Here is a 20,075-nt window from a genome sequence, read left to right as displayed (position 1 = left end):
GTTTTTGCTGTTTTGTCAGCCTCTTGTCGCCCGGTCGGCAATCTTTAGAATCCACTCCATCAGCTTCGTCCAACTATTCAATCCTTCGGGGAACAACACCATGATGAACGCCATGCAGATGCAAATGCCAATGAACGCCAACATGCCAATGATGCCGATGATGGGCATGCCGATGATGATGGCGACAATGACCTGCGACATGATGGACGACGGCATGATGTGCAAAATGATGCCGGCGGCTGGCATGGACATGGCGATGTTCAAGAACAGCGCTGAAATGATGCAGATGATGATGAACTGCGGCATGCCGATGATGATGCATTGCGGCAACATGAGCATGATGTGCATGTCCCAGGCGGCCATGACCATGCCGATGATGAACATGATGATGCCAATGCCGATGATGGGCATGCCGATGCCATCGATGAAGTGCGTCATGGAATGCACCATGATGGACGACAGCATGATGTGCAAAATCATGCCGATGGCCGGCATGAACATGGACATGATGAAAAACTGCTGCACCCTGATAATGAAAATGATGAACGACTGCAGCATGCCGATGATGATGAGCTGCAACGGCATGCCGCTGATGTGCTGCACCTGCTGATACCAGGCAGTACAAAAAAGCCCCCGCAGGCCATCAGGTCGCGGGGGCTTTTTCATTCCCGCAAACACCACAAATCCCCTGTGAAAAGAGAAACCCTGTGGGAGCGGGCTTGCTCGCGAAAGCGGTGTGTCAGCCGACATCTATGTTTAATGACACACAGCTTTCGCGAGCAAGCCCGCTCCCACAATGGAGCATCGCCGAACACAAATTTCGCGCACACCGCAGATCCCTGTGGGAGCAGGGCTTGCCCGAGATGAGGCCGGTAAATTCAACATCGACTCAACTGTCAGCGCTGTTGACGCTTGAGAAAGTGGAAGTCACCACCTTCTCACCGTCAAACCCGATCACGAATGAATCGTGATAGGCACTAGGATTGGGAGTGAGGGCAGGGCAGTCAACCGGTAGGCTTATCAGGGGTCTTTACTATTTTGAGACTGTCTATGCCAACGCCGAGTTGGATATGTGATCTTTCCCATTTGAGAGTAATTGCACCCCTTCCGTTGGCAATGAACTCAGCCGAATAGGCGTTCCATTCAGACGTGAGAGTAAATCTAGTGCTGACTCCAAACGTAGCTATCAACCCTGTTACCGCTGCTGGGCCGAAATTCTTTGACTGGAAACTGATTTCGTAATGACCAACGTCGAGGACAAATGATTTTTCAATATAGGGGTCCGCCCCGCCAGTCATTCGAAGGTAACTTATCCCGCTTTCATTTCTTAGTTCGCCTTGTGATCTCCCGACGGTCCATCCATTAAGGTCCGTATCAAAGTCTACCCAATCAATGATGTCTTCGTTATCTATCGCCATCACAGTGTAGGTTTTTACCGAAAACTTCGTCGCCGTTGCCTCATTCGGTACTGTGTCCAAATTCACTTTAAAAGTGATGCTCAACATCGCGCCATTCTGACGCCCCTTTAACCAATCCAGATAGTCTTGCAAGGGCAACGTGATCCCCGGCTCTTGGTTATGCGCATGCCCGGTCCAGATCACCAAGGGGTCGTCTACTCCGTCAGCTCGGAGGGCTTGTAATGTCAGCCAAAGGCATTGCCCCACAGCCGGAAACGACCACCGATCAATCAGCAACGTATCAGTGCCAACCAGTTGGTTGACATCCAGTTCATTCCCTTGGGCGCGACTGATCCTGGGCGTTGGAAAGTCAGGATGTTCATCAGGAATACGCTGCACATTCAGCACCAACGGCTTCGAGGGTTTCGCCGGTGCGCCGCCCTGGCTCACGGCATAACTCACCGTCACGGCCCGACCGAGGTTGTAGGCGACGAGCGATACCGAAATTTCGATGTTCTGACCGATTTCCCGTACCGGTTTCGCTTCGCTAGTGTAGGAACCGGCACCTGCCGCACCTGACCAGGTCACGCTCAGCAAATCGTCGGGTTGTAAGGTGCCGGGAACCTGCACGATCAGGGTGAGCGTCGCCCTCATAGGATCGAGGGTGCCGCCGCTCGCTTCCTTGATGGCTGGCGCGTCCCAATCCGGCAACGCATTGCCAACACTCAACACCCGTTTGCGGGAAAACCGTGTCGCCTCAGTCCCGCGCTTGCGGTAGTAATCCACTTCCACCGTGCCAGTGACGTTGGGATGAATATGCTCCGCTCTGACCAGAAACGGCACCGGTTTGCCGGCGGTCTGGGTGGTCAGGGGGATTTCGTACAGCGGGTGTGCACCGGTGACCGAACCGGTCCAGCGCAGGCCCACGATGTCGCCCGCCAGAGTATCCCCCGGCACGTTGAACGGCGCGATGATGTTGGCGCCGTTCGGGGTGTTTTCCGGCAGCAATACATCGCCGTCGGCTTCGGTGATCTCCGGTTGGTTGAAGTCGGGCAGGGCCACGCCGACCCGGAGTTCCAGCGGCAGAGATTCGCGCTCGCTGCGCACTGCCTGGTCATCGTTAGCCACCACGTAGTAGAGCTTCAGGGTGCCGCCGGCCAACGGGGCAATTTCGCTGCCGGGCAGGTCGCGGGTGATGGCTGATCGGCCGTCACTGTCGGCGACGATGATGCGGATCGGGTAATAGGTATCGCTGCCGCCCGGACGTTGGCCCTGGCAATGGATCGTGATCAGGTCGCCGGTTTTTCGACCTTCAAAGTACGCCACGGAAATCGTCGCATAGAGTGCATCCGCGGGCAGGGTGCCGCCCGGGGCTTGCGCCACGCTCGGCGCGGGCAAACGGTTGATGTCGCCGCGCACGCTGACGCTGGCGTTTTTCGATGGACGATTGGCCTCACCACTGCGGATGCGCACGTAGGAGACCGTGGCGTAGCCTTGGGCGATGGCTTTGACGGCGGCGTTGGAGATGGGGAAGTCGAGTTGAAAGTCCACGAAATCGACGGTTTGCTCCAGCGGTCCGATGATGATCGGCGAGCCTTGGGCGGGGGTGCCGGTCCAGGTCATCTGCACCTTGTCGTTCACGGCGAAATTGCTGCCCGGGGTGTAGAGACGGACGCTGACCTCGTCATCGCCCAACTGATCGAGGTCGATGCTATTGGTCGGTCGGCCCGCCACCAGAACCAGCGGCGCACTCAGTCGATTGCCGCCCAAATCCACCAGCACATAGGTGTATTTCGCCCACGGCGCGCGTTCATCCGGGCGGTTATCGACGCAGTCGATCACCTGAAAGGTCACCACCACGCGGTCGCCATCCCCGGCGGCTTCGATCACGGCGCGGGTGAAGGTGATGATGATCGGATGGTTCACCGGGTCGTCGACTTGCGCCTGGGTCACCGGGTAATGCATGACTTCCTGACTGCCCCAGCGGCAGACGATGCGGTCGTACGCGGTCATGTGCTGGTAAGGCTGGATGCGCATCTCGATGCCGGCGTCCGCCATGGCTGAATCGACGCCACCGGAGATGTCGGTGAGAAAGGTGTAGTTGAACCCGGAATGCCCCTCTTCAGGACTGTCGTCATAGCCGCCGGGGCGGGTGGTTTTGACCAGGTAGGTCTCCAGCGGCACCGAACGCTCCGGGGCCTGGTTGCGTCGCGTGATCTGGTAAAACACCGGCATCGCATCGCCGTCCAGGACGTGGCCGCGAGGGATCCAGCGCACCACTTGCTGATCCAGTTCGTGATCAAACTCGATGGTTTTGCTGGCGGCCGGCGAGGTGAGGCTTTGCCAAAACACATCAACCTGATCGCCAACGCCCATGACGGCCCAGGGCGGGATGATGCATTGCAGGTTCCCTTCGAGCGCCCGAATCGGAATACCGCCGGCGTAGTGCCGCGGGTCGACCAGCGTGGTGCTGGACGGGAAGTACGGCGGGCGCAACGACGCGGGGAGTTCGTTGGACGCTTCGGATTCAATCGCAGGGAATTGGGTCATGGGAACGCTCCTTCACCGCAAAACGGGGCTGGCCGGAAGGGGCCTGCGGGATGGAGGTATCACACGGGAAAGAGCAGGGGGCTGGCTACTGTCAGATCTGACAGTAGCGACGAGTGGTGAGCTGGCAGACGCCAAAACTGTAGGAGCTGAGCTTGCTCGCGAAAGCGGTCGTTCATTGAGCATTGTTGTTGTCTGACACGCCGCCTTCGCGGGCAAGCCTCGCTCCTACAGGGACTGGCGCCGAACATAAATTCTGCGCCCACCGATGATCCCCGGTGGGTGCGAGCCTGCTCGCGAACGCGGTGGTTCAGTCACTATCAATGTTGAATGGTAAATCGCCTTCGCGAGCAGGCTCGCTCCCACAGAGGGCAGGGGGATGTGGTTTAGTCCAGGCGTTCGGGGTAGGTGACTACCAGATAGGCGACGGCTTCGCTGTCCGCAGGGTTGCGATAGCGGTGGGGCTGGTCGGCGTAGAACAGGATCGAGTCGCCGGTGGAGAGCAGGTAGCGTTCATCGTTGACGCTGATCTCCAGCACGCCTTGGGACACCACCAGGTTCTCCTGCACGCCGGGGCCATGGCCTTCGGAAACATCCTCACCCAGCGGGCTCAAGCGCAGTTCATAAAACTCCGATTGCCGCGCCACGTCGAACGGAAACAGCGCCCGGCTGACAAACGCACCACTGGCACTGACCAGGCGTTTGCTCTGGTTCGCCGACAACACAGCCACGCCTTCAAAGGCGCGGTGCTCAAGAAAGGCTGCCACCGACACTTTCAAACCCTTGGCGATTTTGCACAGGACTTTGATCGACGGCACGCTGCGCCCGGATTCGATCTGCGCCAGCATCGCCCGGCTCACACCGCACTGGCGGGCGAGGGCATCGAGGGACAGATGCCGCTTGCCGCGCAGGCGTTGCAGGTTCTGCGCGACGCGATCACAGATCGGGTCTTCTTCCAGGGATTCCAGGTTATTCAAATCCACGACAGGTTCGTCGGCGCTCGCCAGAAAGCGCGAGGGTTGCTGCCCGTTCACGCGTGACGCGTCTCGGAAGCCTTGGCCGCTTGCACCCATTGAAAGGCCTGCAAGCCGGCGTTGCGTGCGTACATTTCCCACATGGCCCGTGCCCGTTGCTGAGCCTGTTTGCGTTTGCGGTAGCTGGCGAAGTCGATGACGTTGGCAGTCGGATTCATGGGGCACTTCACTGTGTGATGAATGACGGGATGTGCTGACAGTACGCGAATATTTTTATAACGATAAATACTGATTTTGTATTTATTAATTCGTTTTGGTTCTTATAGGGGCAGCGACAAGACTCAAGTGTTGGTGGGGCAACAGGGATTCGGCAGGCTGTGCTCCGGCGATACACGGGGCCGAACCAGCACTACGGCTTAACTGTTTGATAGTTAAGGATTTAGTGGCTGGCACGGAGGCTGCAATGGCTGTTTGCAGTCAGCCCCCGAAGAGATCGCCCCATGACCCAGACATTGCCCCAGACCTTGTTGTTGCAAGCCGCCACCCGAGGTTCGGCGATTGCCCTGCGTTATAAACAGCTGGGTATCTGGCAGGTCCGGCGCTGGAGCGATGTGGCGCAGGACGTCAGCCGTCTCGCTGCGGCTTTGCAGCAACGCGGGTTCGGTCGCGGCGATGACTTACTCATCATTAGCCAGGCCAGGGCCGAAGCCGTGTTGCTGGCACTGGCGGCGCAATGGCTGGGTGGCAGTGTCACGCTGTTGGACCCGGACCTCGATCACCGGCATCTATTGGCCACGCTGAAACCGGCGTTTGTCCTGGCCGAAGCCCTGGCCGCCGTGCAGCAAGTGCGCACCGCCGATCACGCGCCTCGGGTTCTGTTGTACCTCGACGGACGTGGACTGAATGCCGCCACCGATACCGGGTTGAGCGCGTATGCCGAATTGACGGTAGGCATCACGGCCGAGCCTCCGGCGCCCGTGACTGAGTCAGCGTCAACAGCCTTCGTATTTCATCGTGCTGATGACTGCCAGCCCCAGCGCTTGAGCCACGGCCAGTTGCTGGAGGGCGCACGCAAATTGGTCGTGCGGGAAAACCTCACCGCCAATGAAGAAGCGCTGGCCGCCAGGGTGTTCGCCGCCAGCGGTCAGGCCCGTTATCTGCTGGCGCCCTGGCTGAACGCCGGGTTCTGCCTGAACTTTCCCGAAGCCCTGGCCACCCGCGACACCGACCGCCGCGAGCTCGGGCCGACGCTGGTGCTGGGCACTCGCGAATCCTATGCACGCCTTGAAAACTGGGCTCGGGAACGCCTGCCACTGTCGGGGACACTCAGCCACCACCTGTATCGCTGGGCGATGGTCCCGGATACGCATGGGTTGCGGCGCTGGCTCGGCCATTGGCTGATCCGCCGACCCTTGCTCGATGTGCTGGGCATGAGCCGTTTGCGCGTGCCGTTGCTGGTGGGGCCGGCGCTGACCGAGGACAGCGCCGAGTTCTTCGCGGCTCTGGGGATTCGCCCCGGCCACTGGCAAGAACCGTCCACCCCGCGCGAGCCCGCCGAAGTCCCGGCCCACCTGATTCCTCACTCCGTCTGACGAGCCACCATGCGCGCGACCACTGAATCCATCCTACTGCGGCTCGATGACATCTCCCTGTCGTTCAAGGGCGTCAAGGCCATCACCTCCATCAGCTTCGAAGTGAAGACCGGGGAAATCTGCGCCCTGATCGGCCCGAATGGCGCCGGCAAAAGTTCGTTGCTGAACGTGATCAATGGCGTCTACCAGGCCCAGAGCGGCAGCGTCAGCTATGCCGGCCAGACCCGACGCCGCATGCGTCCGCACCAAGCCGCCGAGGGCGGGATTGCCCGCACCTTCCAGAACATCGCGCTGTTCAAAGGCATGAGCGTGCTCGACAACGTGCTGACCGGGCGCAACCTCAAGCGCCGCAGCTGCTGGATCGAGCAAATGTTGCGCATTGGCCGCGCCCCACGCGAAGACGACGAGCAACGCCGCCACGCCGAAAAAATCATCGAGTTCCTGCGCATCCATTCCTGGCGCCACGTGCTGGTGGGCAAGCTTTCTTACGGTTTGCAAAAGCGCGTGGAACTGGCCCGGGCCTTGGCCGCAGAGCCGAAGTTGTTGCTGCTGGACGAACCCATGGCCGGCATGAACGCGGAAGAGAAGGGCGAGATGAGCCAATTCATCCGCGATATCAATCGTGAATTCGGCACCACCGTGGTGCTGATCGAACATGACATCAGCGTGGTCATGGGCCTTTCCGATCACGTGGTGGTGCTCGACTACGGCCGCAAAATCGGCGACGGCACCCCTGAGCAAGTGCGCGCCAATCCAGAAGTGATCGCGGCCTACCTGGGCACTCGACGCTCCCGCGCGGAGGCCCGCTGAACATGGAGTTTTTCTTTGAAGTGCTGATTGGCGGTTTGCTGGCCGGCGTCATGTACGCCCTGGTGGCGATCGGGTTTGTGTTGATCCACAAGGCCTCCGGAGTTTTCAACTTTGCCCAGGGCGCGATGGTGCTGTTTGCTGCGCTGACTTTCGTCAGTCTGCTGGAACGCGGTTTGCCATTCTTCTGGGCGTTTGTCGCAACGCTGGCGAGCATGGTGGTGCTGGCGTTGCTGATCGAAAAAATGGTGCTGCGGCCTCTGGTGAATCGCCCGCCGATCATCCTGTTCATGGCCACCCTCGGGCTGTCTTACATGATCGAAGGCCTCGCGCAATTCCTTTGGGGCGCGCAGGTGCATGGCCTGGAATTGGGCATTCCCGATGAGCCGCTGGAAATCCGCGGGATGCTGCTCTCGCAGTTCGATCTGTTCGCCGCCGGCACCGCCGCGACGTTGGTGATCGCCTTGTCGCTGCTGTTCAACAAAACCCGGGTTGGTTTGTCCTTGCGCGCGGTCGCCGATGATCCGCTGGCGTCGCTGGCAGTAGGCATTCGCCTGCCACGGATCTGGGCGTTGGTGTGGGCGGTGGCGGGTTTTGTTGGACTGGTGGCGGGGCTGCTGTGGGGCGCGCGTCTGGGAGTGCAGTTCTCGTTGTCGCTGGTGGTGCTCAAGGCGTTGCCGGTGTTGATCATCGGCGGTTTCTCCTCGATTGGCGGTGCGATTGTCGGCGGCTTGATCATCGGCGCGGCGGAAAAAATCGCCGAGATCTACCTCGGCCCGATCATCGGCAGCGGCATCGAAAACTGGGTGCCTTACGTCCTCGCGTTGCTGTTCCTGCTGGTGCGGCCTGCCGGGCTATTCGGCGAGCGCGCGATCGAGCGGGTCTGACATTTTTTCAAGGAATGCCTCCATGCTTTATCAAGAAGCCGGTCAACTGAACAGCACCTATGCGGCCGAGCGGCGCACGTTTCGCTTGCGCCAGGATCGCCTCGGCCTGTGGCTGCTGTTGGGTTTTGCCTTCGTCGCCGTGCCTTGGCTGGGCAATGACTATTGGTTCAGCGCGATTCTGGTGCCACTGCTGGTGCTGTCCCTGGCAGGGCTCGGTTTGAACCTGCTGACCGGGTATGCCGGACAACTTTCGCTGGGCTCGGCGGCGTTCATGGCGGTGGGGGCGTTTGCCGCCTACAACCTGCAATTGCGCGTGCCCGGTTTGCCATTGCTGGTGAGCTTCGCTCTGGGCGGGGTGATCGCCGCGTTGGTGGCGGTGCTGTTCGGCTTGCCGAGCCTGCGGATCAAGGGTTTTTACCTTCTGGTGGCGACCCTGGCCGCGCAGTTTGTCGTGGAATGGGTGTTGACCCGTTTCAGTTGGTTCACCAACGACAACGCTTCCGGGGTCATCACCTCGCCGCCGTTGTTGATCGCCGGGCTGGATTTCAGTTCGCCCCGGGGCCGTTACCTGCTGACCCTGGCGGTGGTGGTCGCGCTGTTCTGGCTTGGCAAAAACCTGGTGCGCAGCGAGTTGGGCCGCAACTGGATGGCGGTGCGCGACATGGACACCGCCGCCGCAGTGATCGGCATCCGCCTGTTCAAGGCCAAGCTGCTGGCATTTGCCATCAGCGGCTTCTACCTCGGGGTGGCCGGGTCGCTGTGGGCCTTCGCTTACCTGGGCACGGTGGAACCTCACGGCTTCGACCTCAGCCGTTCGTTTCAGGTGTTGTTCATCATCATTATCGGCGGCTTGGGCAGTGTGCTCGGCAACTTCCTTGGCGCCGCGTTCATCGTGCTGTTTCCGATTCTGCTGGCCAATGTCTGCGGGTTATTACCGGCGGGGCTGATCGATTCCGGCCAGTTGGAAAACATTCAGAAAATGCTGTTCGGCGCACTGATCATCGCCTTTCTGATCAAGGAACCCGAAGGCCTGGCCCGACTGTGGCAGCGCTTTCGGCAACGGGCCAGGGTCTGGCCGCTGCGTTACTGATTGCTTTCATCCCTGACAAAAACACCATCGATCTCCCACGAGGAACTGCCTTCATGACTCACCGCACAACGCTGCGCCGCCTGGCACTGGGCCTGGCTTTACTGACCGCCGGGCTGAGTGCCGGGGTCCAGGCTGCCAACGAACAGTATTTCCCGTTGCAGAGCTATCGGGTCGGGCCTTACGCCGCTGGCGGCACCGGTTTCTTCGGCGGGTTTATCGACTACCTGCAATACATCAACGCCAAGGGTGGGGTGAATGGGGTCAAGTTGACCTGGAGCGAATGCGAAACCGAGTACGTGGTGGAGAAGGGCGTCGAGTGCTATGAGCGCCTCAAGGGTGGCCTGAACGGTGCGCCGGCCGCCGCCACCAACCCGCTGTCGGTGGGCATTGCCTACGCAACCCTCGACCGCTCGACCGCCGACAAACTGCCGCTGATCACCATCAACCACGGGCGCACAGATTCCACCGACGGCAGTGTGTTCCCGTACGTATTCCCGTTGCAGCTCAACCCGTATTCCGAAGTGTCGGCGATCATCAATTACATCGGCGAGCGCGAAGGCGGGGCGGACAAACTCAAAGGCAAGAAAATCGCCGTGCTCTACCACGGCTCGCCGTACGGCAAGGAAACCAACGGCGTGCTGGAAACCCTGGCGAAAAACGCCGGTTTTGAACTGACCTTGCTGGAAGTTCCGCACCCCGGCAACGAGCAGCAATCGCAATGGCTGAACATCCGTCGCCTGAAGCCGGACTGGGTGATCCTGCGCGGCTGGGGCGTGATGAATCCGGTGGCGCTGAAGTCGGCGCAAAAAGTCGGTTACCCGGCGGATCACATCATCGGCAATATCTGGAGTAACTCGGAAGAAGACGTGGTGCCGGCAGGTGCGGCGGCCAAGGGTTTCATTGCGATTACCACGCACCCGTCGGGCACCGATTTCCCGGTGCTGCAAGGCATCAAGCAAAGCGTAGTGGACGCTGGCAAGGGCAACCTGGCCGATCCGAAACGCTTCGGCACCGTGTATTACAACCTCGGCGTGGTGAACGGCATTCTCAACGTCGAAGCCGTGCGCCTGGCCCAGGAAAAGTACGGCAACAAACCGCTGACCGGCGAGCAAGTGCGCTGGGGCTTCGAACACCTGAACCTCGACGATGCGCGCTTGCAGGCCTTGGGCGCGAAGGGACTGGTGCAGCCATTGAAGCTGTCGTGCGCCGATCATGAAGGCGGCGGTGCGGTGCGTTTCCAGCAATGGGACGGCCAGCGCTGGAACCTGATCAGTGATTGGGTCCAGGCCGACCGCGCCTTGTTGCGGCCGATCATCGAAGCTTCCGCCGCCCAGTACGCCAAGGAAAAAGGCATCACCCCGCGCAATTGCAGCCAGGAGCAATAAGGTCCGATGAGCCAGAGCCCGATAGCCGACCCGCTGCTGAGCGTGGAGCAGGTCGAAGTTTTCTACGAACAGTCGATTCTCGCCTTGCGCGGCGTCTCGTTGCAGGTCGGCAATGGGCAGATGGTGGCGTTGCTCGGGGCCAACGGTGCCGGCAAAAGCACCACCCTCAAGGCGATTTCCAGCCTGGTGCGGGCCGAACGCGGTGAAGTGACCACGGGGCGGATTATCTATCAAGGGCAAGAGATCACCGAGGCCGATCCCGCCAGTTTGGTGCTGGCGGGTTTGGCGCAGGTGCTTGAGGGACGGCACTGCTTCACGCACCTGAGCGTCGAGCAGAATCTATTGATCGGCGGCTTTGCCGGGCGTCCGTCACGCAAGATTCTGGGTCAGCGGCTGGAACGCATCTATGGCTATTTCCCGAGGTTGCGGCTGTTGCGCAAACGCCTCACGGGCTACACCTCAGGCGGCGAGCAGCAAATGGTGGCCATTGGGCGTGCGCTGATGTCCGAGCCGCGCCTGTTGTTGCTGGACGAACCGTCCATGGGGTTGGCGCCCCAGGTGGTCGAGGAGATCTTCGATATTCTCGCCCGGCTTAACCGCGAGGAAGGCCTGAGCCTGCTGGTGGCCGAACAGAACATCAACATCGCGCTGGATTACGCTCAGTATGCGTTTGTGCTGGAGAATGGCCGGGTGGTGGACGAAGGTTCAGCGGCCGAACTGGCCGCGCGGGAGGACTTGCACACTTACTACCTGGGCGCTGTGGGTTAACCTCAAGCCCAGGGCGAATCAGCTATCTGCCCATCACCCCAATCCCCCCTGTGGGAGCGGGCTTGCTCGCGAAGGGGCCGGTACATCCAACACATCTCCTTTGCCTGGAATACCGCTTTCGCGAGCAAGCCCGCTCCCACAGTTGATCGGGGGTGGATCAGGTATTTGCGTACCACCACACTCCCCTGTGGGAGCGAGCCTGCTCGCGAAGGGGCCATCCCAGTCAACATCCAGGTTGACTGTTACACCGTCTTCGCGAGCAGGCTCGCTCCCACAGGGTGGGTGTCATGGCTTCCAGATGTCGACGTCTTTGGCGTTCACTGCCTTGGGCAGTAACCCCTCGGCAAAAAACGCATCGGCGATTTTCTGCTGTTCGCCCAACTGGTCAGCCTTCACCGGTTGCACCTGGTAACTGCGATGGGCATTCGCCGCCTCGACGGTTTCCACATCCAGATTGCCCCACAGTGGCCCGAGCACCTGCGCGGCATCGCGGGGGTTGTGTTTGATCCAGTCGCCGGCCTTGTGCAGTTGTTCGTAAACCAGTTTCAGCACTTCGGGGTGTTCCTTGGCGTAGCTGTTGCTGGTCAGGTAGTAGCGCTTGTAACTGGCCAGGCCGGCGCCGTCCGCCAGGGTGCGGGTCGGCAGTTGGCGTTGCACGCCGGTGAGGAACGGTTCCCAGGTGACCCAGGCGTCGACCTTGTTGTTCTCGAAAGCCGCCCGGCCATCGGCAGGGGACAGGTAGGCCGGCTCAATGTCGGAAAACTTCAAGCCAGCCTTGTTCAACGCAGCGATCAGCAAATAGTGGGAACCTGCGGCTTTGGTCACGGCGACTTTCTTGCCTTTCAAATCCGCCAGTTGCTGCAAGGGTGAGTCCTTGCGCACGATAATCGCCTGAGCCGAAGGCGAGGGTGCTTCCTCGGCAAAGTAAGTCAATTTGGCCTGCGCGGCCTGGGCGAAAATCGGCACGGTATCGGCCACGTCGGCGCTGATATCGACATTGCCGACATTCAACGCCTCCAGCAGCGGCAAGCCACTGGAGAACTCATGCCAGGTCACGTCGATGTTGTTCTGCGCGAGGGTCTTTTCCAGAGTGCCCTGGGTTTTCAGCAAGGTGATCAGGGTCGATGATTTCTGATACCCGATGCGCACCGTTTCCCGGGCTTGAGCGGGCAGTGCGAAGGACAAGGCCAGTGCGACAACCAGGCCGGACAGGAGAGCATTCTTGAGGGGTTTTGACATGGCGAACTCGACAGTTGGCAATGGAGAAGGTGGCGAACTGTCGTGAGCATAGAGTTCTAAGAATTATTCTTTAAATAATTTTTAGGTCTTAGCTTAGGGAGTTTGTATATGCGATCTAGGAATAAATAAATCGTTATTTATTCCTTTTGTTATCTCCTGAAGCAGTGCATTTTGAAGGCCTGCACCTCAGTGCGGTTTCGCCCCACATAAGACAGGAAGCCTCAACATGACTATCAAAGCGATCAACGTTCGTAACCAGTTCAAAGGTGTTATCAAAGAAATCCTGGAAGGCGAAGTGGTCTCGGAAATCGATGTGCAAACCGCGTCCGGTATCGTTACCTCGGTGATTACCACCCGTTCCGTGCGCGATCTGGAATTGAAAATCGGCAGTGAAGTGATTGCCTTCGTGAAATCCACCGAAGTGTCAATTGCCAAGCTCTGAAGAGCTTTCAAGTTGAAACACTGTCCCTGTGGCGAGGGAGCTTGCTCCCGCTGGGCTGCGCAGCGGCCCCAAGATTTTGTGAGCGCTGCGCACTCAAGCGGGAGCAAGCTCCCTCGCCACAGGTTTTGCGCTTCACCCAGAATGCTCAGCGGGAAATCAATCCACGCTCTATCGCGTAGTTGAGCAGCGCCGCCGGTTTGTCGATGTTGAGTTTGCGGCGAATGCTCAGGCGATGGGTTTCCACGGTGCGCACGCTGATGTCGAGTTCGCGGGCCATTTCCTTGTTGTTCATGCCCAACACCATTTTGCACAGCACCTCGCTCTCACGCGGGGTCAGTTCGTTGTCGATGGGGCGCTCGGCGGCCAGTTTTCGGGCGATTTCCGCGCTATAAAAAGTGCCGCCACTGGCAATCGCTTCGATCGCGGCAATGATTTCCCGGGAAGGGGAGTTCTTCAGCACATAGCCGCTGGCCCCCGAGCGTACCGACTCGCTTACGTACTCGTTGTTGTCGTACATGCTCAGGATGAGAATCTTGATCTCCGGGTGCTCGCGACGAAGTTGTCGGGTCAGCTCCAGGCCGTTCATGTCCTTCAGTCCAATATCCACCAGCAGTAAATCCGGCTGGGTCTCGCGGACCATTTCAATCGCGCTCGCGCCGCTGTCGGCTTCACCGACGATGGCCAGAAAATCCACCACCGTGAGCAAGGCGCGAATGCCGTCACGCACCAGGGAATGATCGTCGACCAGGGCGACACGGATCGGGAAGGGCAGGCTCATCAATGCAGTTCTCTTATTTTGTTTTGTGAGGATGACGGCTTCAAGCAGCCGTCATGCTCATCGGGATAAGGACGTTCAGTTCGCTTCGACCCGGCGTTGAATGAAGGTCGAGTCGGCCACCAAAGTGCTCGACCCGTTCACGGATATTGCGCAGGCCGATCCCGGCGTTCAGGCGTTCGACTCGATTGACATTAAAGCCGACTCCGTCATCCACGACGATCAGTCGCAACGCCTCTTTCGATCCCTGCAAGGTGATCGACACCGTGCTGGCCTGGGCGTGTCGTTCAATGTTGGTCAGCCCTTCCTGAGCAATGCGGAACAAGGCGACAGCCGCGCCGTCCACCAGATCACAATCGATCAGGTCGCTTTCATAGTTCACCTGCAAGCCGCTGCGCTGCTGGAACTCGGCAGCCAGTTGCCCCATGGCGGCGGGCAGGCCGAGGGTGTCGAGCAGCGATGAACGCAAGTCATGGGAAATGCTCCGCACCTCGCCGATGGCACTGCCCAGACGCTCCGTGGCTTCGCGCAAAATACTCAGGCCATTGTCGCGCCCGGCCTCGATCAGATGGCTGGCCAGTTCGAACTGAAACTTGATCGACACCAGTAACTGGCTGATGCCGTCATGCAGTTCCCGGGAGACCCGCGAGCGTTCCTCTTCCTGCAAGCTGACGATGCGCTGGTTGAGACGCTGGAGTTTTTTGTCGGCTAGGCGATGTTCGCTGACGTTCAATGTCATGCCGCTGACGAACACCAGCAGCACCGCAATCAGTGCGACTGCGGCAATCGCCAGCATGGTGCCGTGGATGCCATTGGCAACTTCATCCCGGGCTTGTTGGGTGGCCTGCTCGACGTCTTCGAGGTAGATGCCGGTGCCGAGCATCCAGCCCCAACGGTCGAGCATGACCACGTAGGCGAGTTTGTCGGTGACCGCACCGGTCGAGGGTTTTTTCCAGGCGTAGCGTTGGAAACCGGCGCCGGATTCCGCGCTTTTCAGCAGGGCTTGAATCACTGGCAAGCCGTGCGGGTCGGTCATGTTCCACAGGTATTTGCCCACCAGTTCCGATTGTCGGGCGTGCATCAGGCTGCGGCCCTGGCGGTCGTAAACGAAGAAGTAGCCGTCGATGCCGAAACTGAGTTTGCGCAATTCTTCGAGTACGCGCTGCTGCGCCACTTCGTCGCCCTTGCCATCGGCATACAGCGGCTCGATCAGGCTCTTGGCCATTTCTACGTAGTTTTTCAGCTCCGCGCGTTTGCTGGCGAGGATGCTGTCCTCGATCAACTGCGCCTGCTGCTCGCCGAGCTGTCGGTTCTGGAAAATGACCAAGGCACAGATGACCGCAATCGCCAGGATCAGCGGCAGGATGCCCAGGGCAACGATTTTGTGTTTGAGCTGCATGTTCTACTCCTGTCCAGACCGGGCGACGGTGCGGCAGGGCCGTTGGCGGGTGTCGTGGTGGGGGCATGATAGGCCAAAAAGACCTGCACTTCGCCAGCGTAAAGCGCCGTCGGACTAATGGATAAATCTGGTCTGCGTAGTACTACGTAGAGGGGGCTTACGTAGTACTGCGGATTTCACTGATGGCGACATGCGCGGATATTAGGCACGCCCGCATAACGGGCACCATTATAAAAATTATCGCCGCGGCCTATCGGACTGCCGGCAGGAGACACGCAATGACCCGTCTGGTTAAACACCTCGCCTGGTTTGTCGTGGCTGTCATTGGAGCGATTGCACTGAGTGTCGTGGCCTTGCGCCGCGGCGAAGCGATCAACGCCCTCTGGATTGTCGTCGCCGCCACCGCCATCTACCTTGTTGCCTACCGCTACTACAGCCTGTTCATCGCCACCCGGGTGATGCAACTCGACCCCAATCGCGCCACTCCCGCTGTTCTCAATAACGATGGCCTGGACTACGTTCCGACCAACAAACACATCCTTTTCGGTCACCACTTCGCGGCGATTGCTGGCGCGGGGCCTTTGGTCGGGCCAGTGTTGGCGGCGCAGATGGGTTATCTGCCTGGCACGCTGTGGCTGATTGCCGGCGTGGTGTTTGCCGGTGCGGTGCAGGACTTCATGGTCCTGTTCATGTCCACACGCCGCAATGGCCGTTCCCTGGGCGACATGGTCCGTGAAGAAATGGGCCGCATCCCTGGCACCATCGCGCTGTTTGGCTGCTTCCTGATCATGATCATCATCCTCGCGGTGCTGGCGCTGATCGTGGTCAAAGCCCTGGCCGACAGCCCGTGGGGCATGTTCACGGTGATGGCGACCATCCCGATCGCGATGTTCATGGGCATTTACATGCGCTACATCCGCCCGGGTCGCATTGGCGAAATCTCGGTGATCGGCGTGGCGTTGCTGCTCGGTTCGATCTTCGTCGGCGGGCAGATTGCCGCTGATCCGGTCTGGGCCAAGGTCTTCAGCTTCACTGGTGTGCAAATCACCTGGATGCTGATCGGCTACGGTTTTGTCGCGGCGGTGTTGCCGGTGTGGCTGATCCTGGCGCCGCGTGACTACCTGTCGACCTTCCTGAAAATCGGCACCATCCTGGCGTTGGCCGTCGGGATCCTGGTCACCATGCCCGAGCTGAAAATGCCGGCGCTGACCCAATTCATCGACGGCACCGGGCCGGTGTGGAAGGGCGGTCTGTTCCCGTTCCTGTTCATCACCATCGCCTGTGGCGCGGTGTCGGGTTTTCACGCACTGATCGCTTCCGGCACCACGCCGAAGCTGCTCGCCAGCGAAGGCCATGCCCGTTACATCGGCTACGGCGGCATGCTGATGGAATCCTTCGTCGCCATCATGGCGATGGTCGCTGCTTCGGTGATAGAGCCAGGCGTGTACTTCGCCATGAACAGCCCGGCTGCCGTGGTGGGTGGTGATGTGATCCAGGTTGCGCAAACCGTCAGCAGCTGGGGTTTTGCAATTACTCCAGAAGCGCTGCAAGCGGTGGCCCATGACATCGGTGAAACCACCGTGCTGGCTCGCGCCGGCGGTGCACCGACCCTGGCCGTTGGTATCGCGCAGATCCTGCACAGCGTCCTGCCGGGTGAAAACACCATGGCGTTCTGGTACCACTTCGCGATTCTGTTTGAAGCGCTGTTTATCCTGACCGCAGTGGACGCCGGTACGCGTGCCGGACGCTTCATGCTCCAGGATTTGCTTGGCTCCTTCGTCCCGGCGCTGAAACGCACCGAGTCGTGGACCGCTAACCTGATCGCGACTGCCGGCTGCGTGGCGATGTGGGGTTACTTGCTCTATCAAGGCGTGATCGATCCTCTCGGTGGCATCAACACCTTGTGGCCGCTGTTCGGCATCTCCAACCAGATGCTCGCCGGCATCGCGCTGATGCTCGCCACGGTTGTGCTGATCAAAATGAAACGCCAACGCTACATCTGGGTCACCTTGTTGCCAGCCGCGTGGTTGCTTATTTGCACCACGACGGCGGGCTTCATCAAGCTGTTCGATGCGAACCCGGCGATCGGCTTCCTGGCCCTGGCCAAGAAATACAGCGACGCATTGGCCAACGGCCAGATCCTCGCGCCGGCCAAGGACATCAACCAGATGCAGCATGTGATCTACAACGCGTACACCAACGCAACGCTGACCGCGCTGTTCCTGTTCGTGGTGTTCAGCATCCTGTTCTATGCGCTCAAGGTCGGGATTTCCGCCTGGGGCACCAAAGAACGCACGGATAAAGAATCGCCATTCCAGGCTGTACCGGACGCGTAACTGAGGATTGCAAAGATGTTCAATGACCTGAGTCGCCTCGGTAAATACCTCGGTCAGGCCGCACGCCTGATGGTCGGCATGCCCGACTACGACAACTACGTCGAGCATATGCAAACCAAACACCCGGACAAACCGGTGATGGACTACGAGATGTTCTTTCGGGAACGTCAGGAAGCACGTTACGGGAGCAAGGCTGGGCCGAAGTGTTGTTGATCGGTTGGCTCTGAAGTAACGCATTACCCTGTGGGAGCGGGCTTGCTCGCGAAGGCAATCTATCAGTCGACGCTGTTGTAGGCTGATACACCGCTTTCGCGAGCAGGCTCGCTCCCACAGTGGTTTCTGGTCGTTCACAAATGCCCGGTTCAACCCGATCGAATGTGGGAGCGGGCTTGCTCGCGAAGGTGTCGTGTCAGTCAGCATTTTTATCGACTGACACACTGCCTTCGCGAGCAAGCCCGCTCCCACATTTGTTTTGTGGTGTTAGTTAGTGGCCTTGGTTGCTTTTGATTAAATCGTAGGCCCGGCGTACCAACGGGTTCACGGTATTCGGCCGAATCCACAAGTGATACGTCACGTCCGGCAACCGCGGTAACCCATCGTTTTCCCCCAGCACCCGCATATCCGGCCCGAGCATTTCCATGCTTCTCGGGGTCACGCCCAACCCTGCGCGGGTCGCGGCTTTAATGCCGATCAGGTTTGACGCCAGGTACGCCTGGCGCCAGGGAATATTCGCGCGTTCCAACGCTTCCAGCGCATAACGCCGATAGATGCTCGGTTCATCCACCAGGATCAGCGGCAACGGTTCGCCGGGGTTGTGGATGTATTGCGCTGAGCAAATCCACCACACCGGTGAGGTGCGCAAGGCGAAGCCTTCGAGGCTCGGGTCAGCGCGGGTGGAAATCACCATATCGACCTTGCCCCGGTGCAGGTCATCCATCAGAAACGGACTGCGCCCGACATCGATCTCCAGGCGCAAACGCGGCGCCGAGCGGGCAATGTGGCTGAGCATCGGCGGCAGGATGGTGTCGGCGATGTCGTGGGGCGAACCGATGCGCAACACGCCGCTCAAGCTGCTCTCGCGCAGGGAATTCAGCGCGTCGTCATTCAAGGACAGCATCTGCCGCGCATGCCGCAGCAATTGCTGGCCCGCTTCCGTCAGCTGTTTTTGTCGCCCACGTTTCTCGAACAGGCTCACGCCCACCTGCTGTTCCAGGCGTTGCATGTGTTGGGTGACGGACGATTGCGTGCGGGCCAGTTGCGCGCCGGCTTCGGCAAAGCTGTGGTGATCGACCACGGCAATGAAGGTGCGCAGTAATTCGAGATCAAGAGTCGACATGGCGGCTGCTTTTTATATCAAGGGAGCAAACATAAACATTACATATATTTATGTGTTTGTTGGTGGGTATTTTTTTGAAAGCTCGCGAGTACCAATAAATACTGGGATATAAGCGTTTTGCTCAAAAATGAAATACTGCGAGTTATAACGATATTAGATATTTGTATTTCCGTTACCTGGGCGCTGTACCCAGGATGCCCACTCATTAGATCGGGGTACGCCGATCATCCATGAGGGGGAAATCCATGTTGCTCGAGCGCTCACCCGTAAAACGATTATTGCCTGTGATGCTGGGCGCCTTGATCTCCTTGTTCGGCATCACTGCCGCGCAAGCCGATGCGACCCTGGACAAGATCCAGGAACGCCACGTGTTGGTGGTTGGCGTGCTGCTGTCCGGCGGCCCGTTTGGCGGGATCGATCCCGCCAGCCAGAAACCTCGTGGCTTGAACGTCGACCTCGCCAACGAGCTGGGTCGGCAACTCGGCGCCGAAGTGCAATTGGTACCGGTGCTGCCGGCCAACCGCGTGCAATTCCTGCAACAGGGCAAGGTCGATTTGCTGATCGCCAACATGGAATGGACCGCTGAACGCGGCGAGATCCTCGGCTTTGTGCCAACGCCGTTCTATCGCGTTGGCGGCACTGCTGCCGTGCTCAAGGACAGCAAGATCACTCGCTGGGAAGACCTGAAGAATCAACCGGTCTGCACCTCCCAGGGCAGCAGCTACGTCAAGCCGCTGACCGAGCTGGGTGCCGAAATCAAAGCGTTCAAGAGCTCTTCGGAGTCCTTGCTGGCCCTGCGCGGCAACAACTGCGTCGCCGCCGTGCATGACGCCACGCTGATCAACCCACTGATCGCCGACACCGCCGAATGGCAGGGCTACCGCGCGATCTCCCCGGAACTCAACCCGGCGCCGTCGGTGATCTGGACCCGTCGTGGCGAGAGCGACACCCAGTCCAAACTCGACCCGATCATCAAGGAGCTGCACCGCAGCGGCTGGCTGATCGAGGCCCAGACCCGCAACCACATCACCCCGGCGTCCCCGGCGCTGGTCGAGTTGCAGAAACAATTCCAGGCCAATGGCGCCTGAGCCCGGCTCAGCC

18 protein-coding genes are annotated in these 20,075 nt (G+C 59.6%); 11 read left to right on the top strand and 7 right to left on the bottom strand.

Annotated elements, in window-relative coordinates:
- Positions 1-100: 100 nt before the first annotated feature.
- Positions 101-610 carry a hypothetical protein gene (locus tag ACWIKB_RS24050; protein ID WP_475269809.1) on the top strand — a complete coding sequence of 170 codons (510 nt, stop codon included), beginning with the start codon at positions 101-103 and terminating at the stop codon, positions 608-610.
- 394 nt (positions 611-1,004) lie between these two features.
- Here ACWIKB_RS24050 and ACWIKB_RS24045 read toward each other — a convergent pair whose 3' ends face one another.
- The 3 genes from ACWIKB_RS24045 to ACWIKB_RS24035 all read right to left on the bottom strand — a co-directional run bounded on the left by ACWIKB_RS24045 (position 1,005) and on the right by ACWIKB_RS24035 (position 5,136).
- The gene (locus ACWIKB_RS24045; protein WP_475269808.1) at positions 1,005-3,947 is read right to left on the bottom strand and encodes a hypothetical protein; all 2,943 of its coding nucleotides are present in this window, start codon (positions 3,945-3,947) and stop codon (positions 1,005-1,007) included.
- Between the two features lie 383 nt (positions 3,948-4,330).
- On the bottom strand, positions 4,331-4,978 hold the full coding sequence (locus ACWIKB_RS24040) for a helix-turn-helix domain-containing protein (RefSeq protein WP_123508732.1): 648 nt from the start codon (positions 4,976-4,978) through the stop codon (positions 4,331-4,333).
- Positions 4,975-5,136, bottom strand: a complete 162-nt coding sequence (locus ACWIKB_RS24035) for a hypothetical protein (RefSeq protein ID WP_403018647.1) — start codon at positions 5,134-5,136, stop codon at positions 4,975-4,977. The genes ACWIKB_RS24040 and ACWIKB_RS24035 overlap by 4 nt, the downstream gene beginning before the upstream one ends.
- 282 nt (positions 5,137-5,418) lie before the next feature.
- On the opposite strand from ACWIKB_RS24035, the gene ACWIKB_RS24030 reads away from it, so the two are divergent.
- The 6 genes from ACWIKB_RS24030 to ACWIKB_RS24005 are packed head-to-tail and all read left to right on the top strand — an operon-like array spanning position 5,419 to position 11,447.
- Positions 5,419-6,510, top strand: coding sequence for an AMP-binding protein (locus ACWIKB_RS24030; RefSeq protein ID WP_475269807.1), 1,092 nt, complete (start codon positions 5,419-5,421; stop codon positions 6,508-6,510).
- A 9-nt stretch (positions 6,511-6,519) separates the two neighbouring features.
- A complete protein-coding gene (locus ACWIKB_RS24025; RefSeq protein WP_475269806.1) occupies positions 6,520-7,320 on the top strand; it encodes an ABC transporter ATP-binding protein in 801 nt (266 codons plus the stop codon).
- A 2-nt stretch (positions 7,321-7,322) separates the two neighbouring features.
- On the top strand, positions 7,323-8,204 hold the full coding sequence (locus ACWIKB_RS24020; RefSeq protein WP_475269805.1) for a branched-chain amino acid ABC transporter permease: 882 nt from the start codon (positions 7,323-7,325) through the stop codon (positions 8,202-8,204).
- A gap of 22 nt (positions 8,205-8,226) precedes the next feature.
- Positions 8,227-9,294 carry a branched-chain amino acid ABC transporter permease gene (locus tag ACWIKB_RS24015; protein WP_475269803.1) on the top strand — a complete coding sequence of 356 codons (1,068 nt, stop codon included), beginning with the start codon at positions 8,227-8,229 and terminating at the stop codon, positions 9,292-9,294.
- A gap of 53 nt (positions 9,295-9,347) precedes the next feature.
- Positions 9,348-10,679, top strand: coding sequence for an ABC transporter substrate-binding protein (locus ACWIKB_RS24010; protein WP_163914550.1), 1,332 nt, complete (start codon positions 9,348-9,350; stop codon positions 10,677-10,679).
- A gap of 6 nt (positions 10,680-10,685) precedes the next feature.
- Entirely contained in the window at positions 10,686-11,447 is a 762-nt protein-coding gene (locus tag ACWIKB_RS24005) for an ABC transporter ATP-binding protein (protein ID WP_475269801.1), read from the top strand.
- A gap of 285 nt (positions 11,448-11,732) precedes the next feature.
- On the opposite strand, the gene ACWIKB_RS24000 is transcribed toward ACWIKB_RS24005, so the two are convergent.
- Positions 11,733-12,686 carry an aliphatic sulfonate ABC transporter substrate-binding protein gene (locus ACWIKB_RS24000; RefSeq protein WP_475269800.1) on the bottom strand — a complete coding sequence of 318 codons (954 nt, stop codon included), beginning with the start codon at positions 12,684-12,686 and terminating at the stop codon, positions 11,733-11,735.
- A gap of 226 nt (positions 12,687-12,912) precedes the next feature.
- On the opposite strand from ACWIKB_RS24000, the gene ACWIKB_RS23995 reads away from it, so the two are divergent.
- Positions 12,913-13,128: a TOBE domain-containing protein gene (locus tag ACWIKB_RS23995; protein WP_034150404.1), complete on the top strand. Its 216-nt coding sequence runs from the start codon at positions 12,913-12,915 to the stop codon at positions 13,126-13,128.
- Positions 13,129-13,273: 145 nt separating this feature from the next.
- Here ACWIKB_RS23995 and ACWIKB_RS23990 read toward each other — a convergent pair whose 3' ends face one another.
- Together ACWIKB_RS23990 and ACWIKB_RS23985 are read right to left on the bottom strand one after the other, a co-directional pair.
- Positions 13,274-13,906, bottom strand: coding sequence for a response regulator (locus ACWIKB_RS23990; protein WP_475269799.1), 633 nt, complete (start codon positions 13,904-13,906; stop codon positions 13,274-13,276).
- Positions 13,907-13,946: 40 nt separating this feature from the next.
- Positions 13,947-15,302: a cache domain-containing protein gene (locus ACWIKB_RS23985; protein WP_475269797.1), complete on the bottom strand. Its 1,356-nt coding sequence runs from the start codon at positions 15,300-15,302 to the stop codon at positions 13,947-13,949.
- A 278-nt stretch (positions 15,303-15,580) separates the two neighbouring features.
- On the opposite strand from ACWIKB_RS23985, the gene ACWIKB_RS23980 reads away from it, so the two are divergent.
- Positions 15,581-17,638, top strand: a complete 2,058-nt coding sequence (locus tag ACWIKB_RS23980) for a carbon starvation CstA family protein (RefSeq protein WP_475269796.1) — start codon at positions 15,581-15,583, stop codon at positions 17,636-17,638.
- Between the two features lie 15 nt (positions 17,639-17,653).
- The gene (locus tag ACWIKB_RS23975; protein WP_054050768.1) at positions 17,654-17,851 is read left to right on the top strand and encodes a YbdD/YjiX family protein; all 198 of its coding nucleotides are present in this window, start codon (positions 17,654-17,656) and stop codon (positions 17,849-17,851) included.
- 271 nt (positions 17,852-18,122) lie between these two features.
- Here the strand turns inward: ACWIKB_RS23975 and ACWIKB_RS23970 are convergent, their stop codons facing one another.
- The gene (locus ACWIKB_RS23970; RefSeq protein ID WP_475269795.1) at positions 18,123-18,974 is read right to left on the bottom strand and encodes a LysR substrate-binding domain-containing protein; all 852 of its coding nucleotides are present in this window, start codon (positions 18,972-18,974) and stop codon (positions 18,123-18,125) included.
- 245 nt (positions 18,975-19,219) lie between these two features.
- Between ACWIKB_RS23970 and ACWIKB_RS23965 the strand changes: the two genes are divergently transcribed.
- Positions 19,220-20,062 carry a transporter substrate-binding domain-containing protein gene (locus ACWIKB_RS23965; RefSeq protein ID WP_475269794.1) on the top strand — a complete coding sequence of 281 codons (843 nt, stop codon included), beginning with the start codon at positions 19,220-19,222 and terminating at the stop codon, positions 20,060-20,062.
- Positions 20,063-20,075 lie beyond the last annotated feature (13 nt).

This window comes from Pseudomonas sp. 5Vm1k (assembly GCF_056161485.1).
The sequence above is the reverse complement of the archived record's forward strand: the minus strand, read 5'-3'. Positions and strand labels throughout refer to the sequence as shown.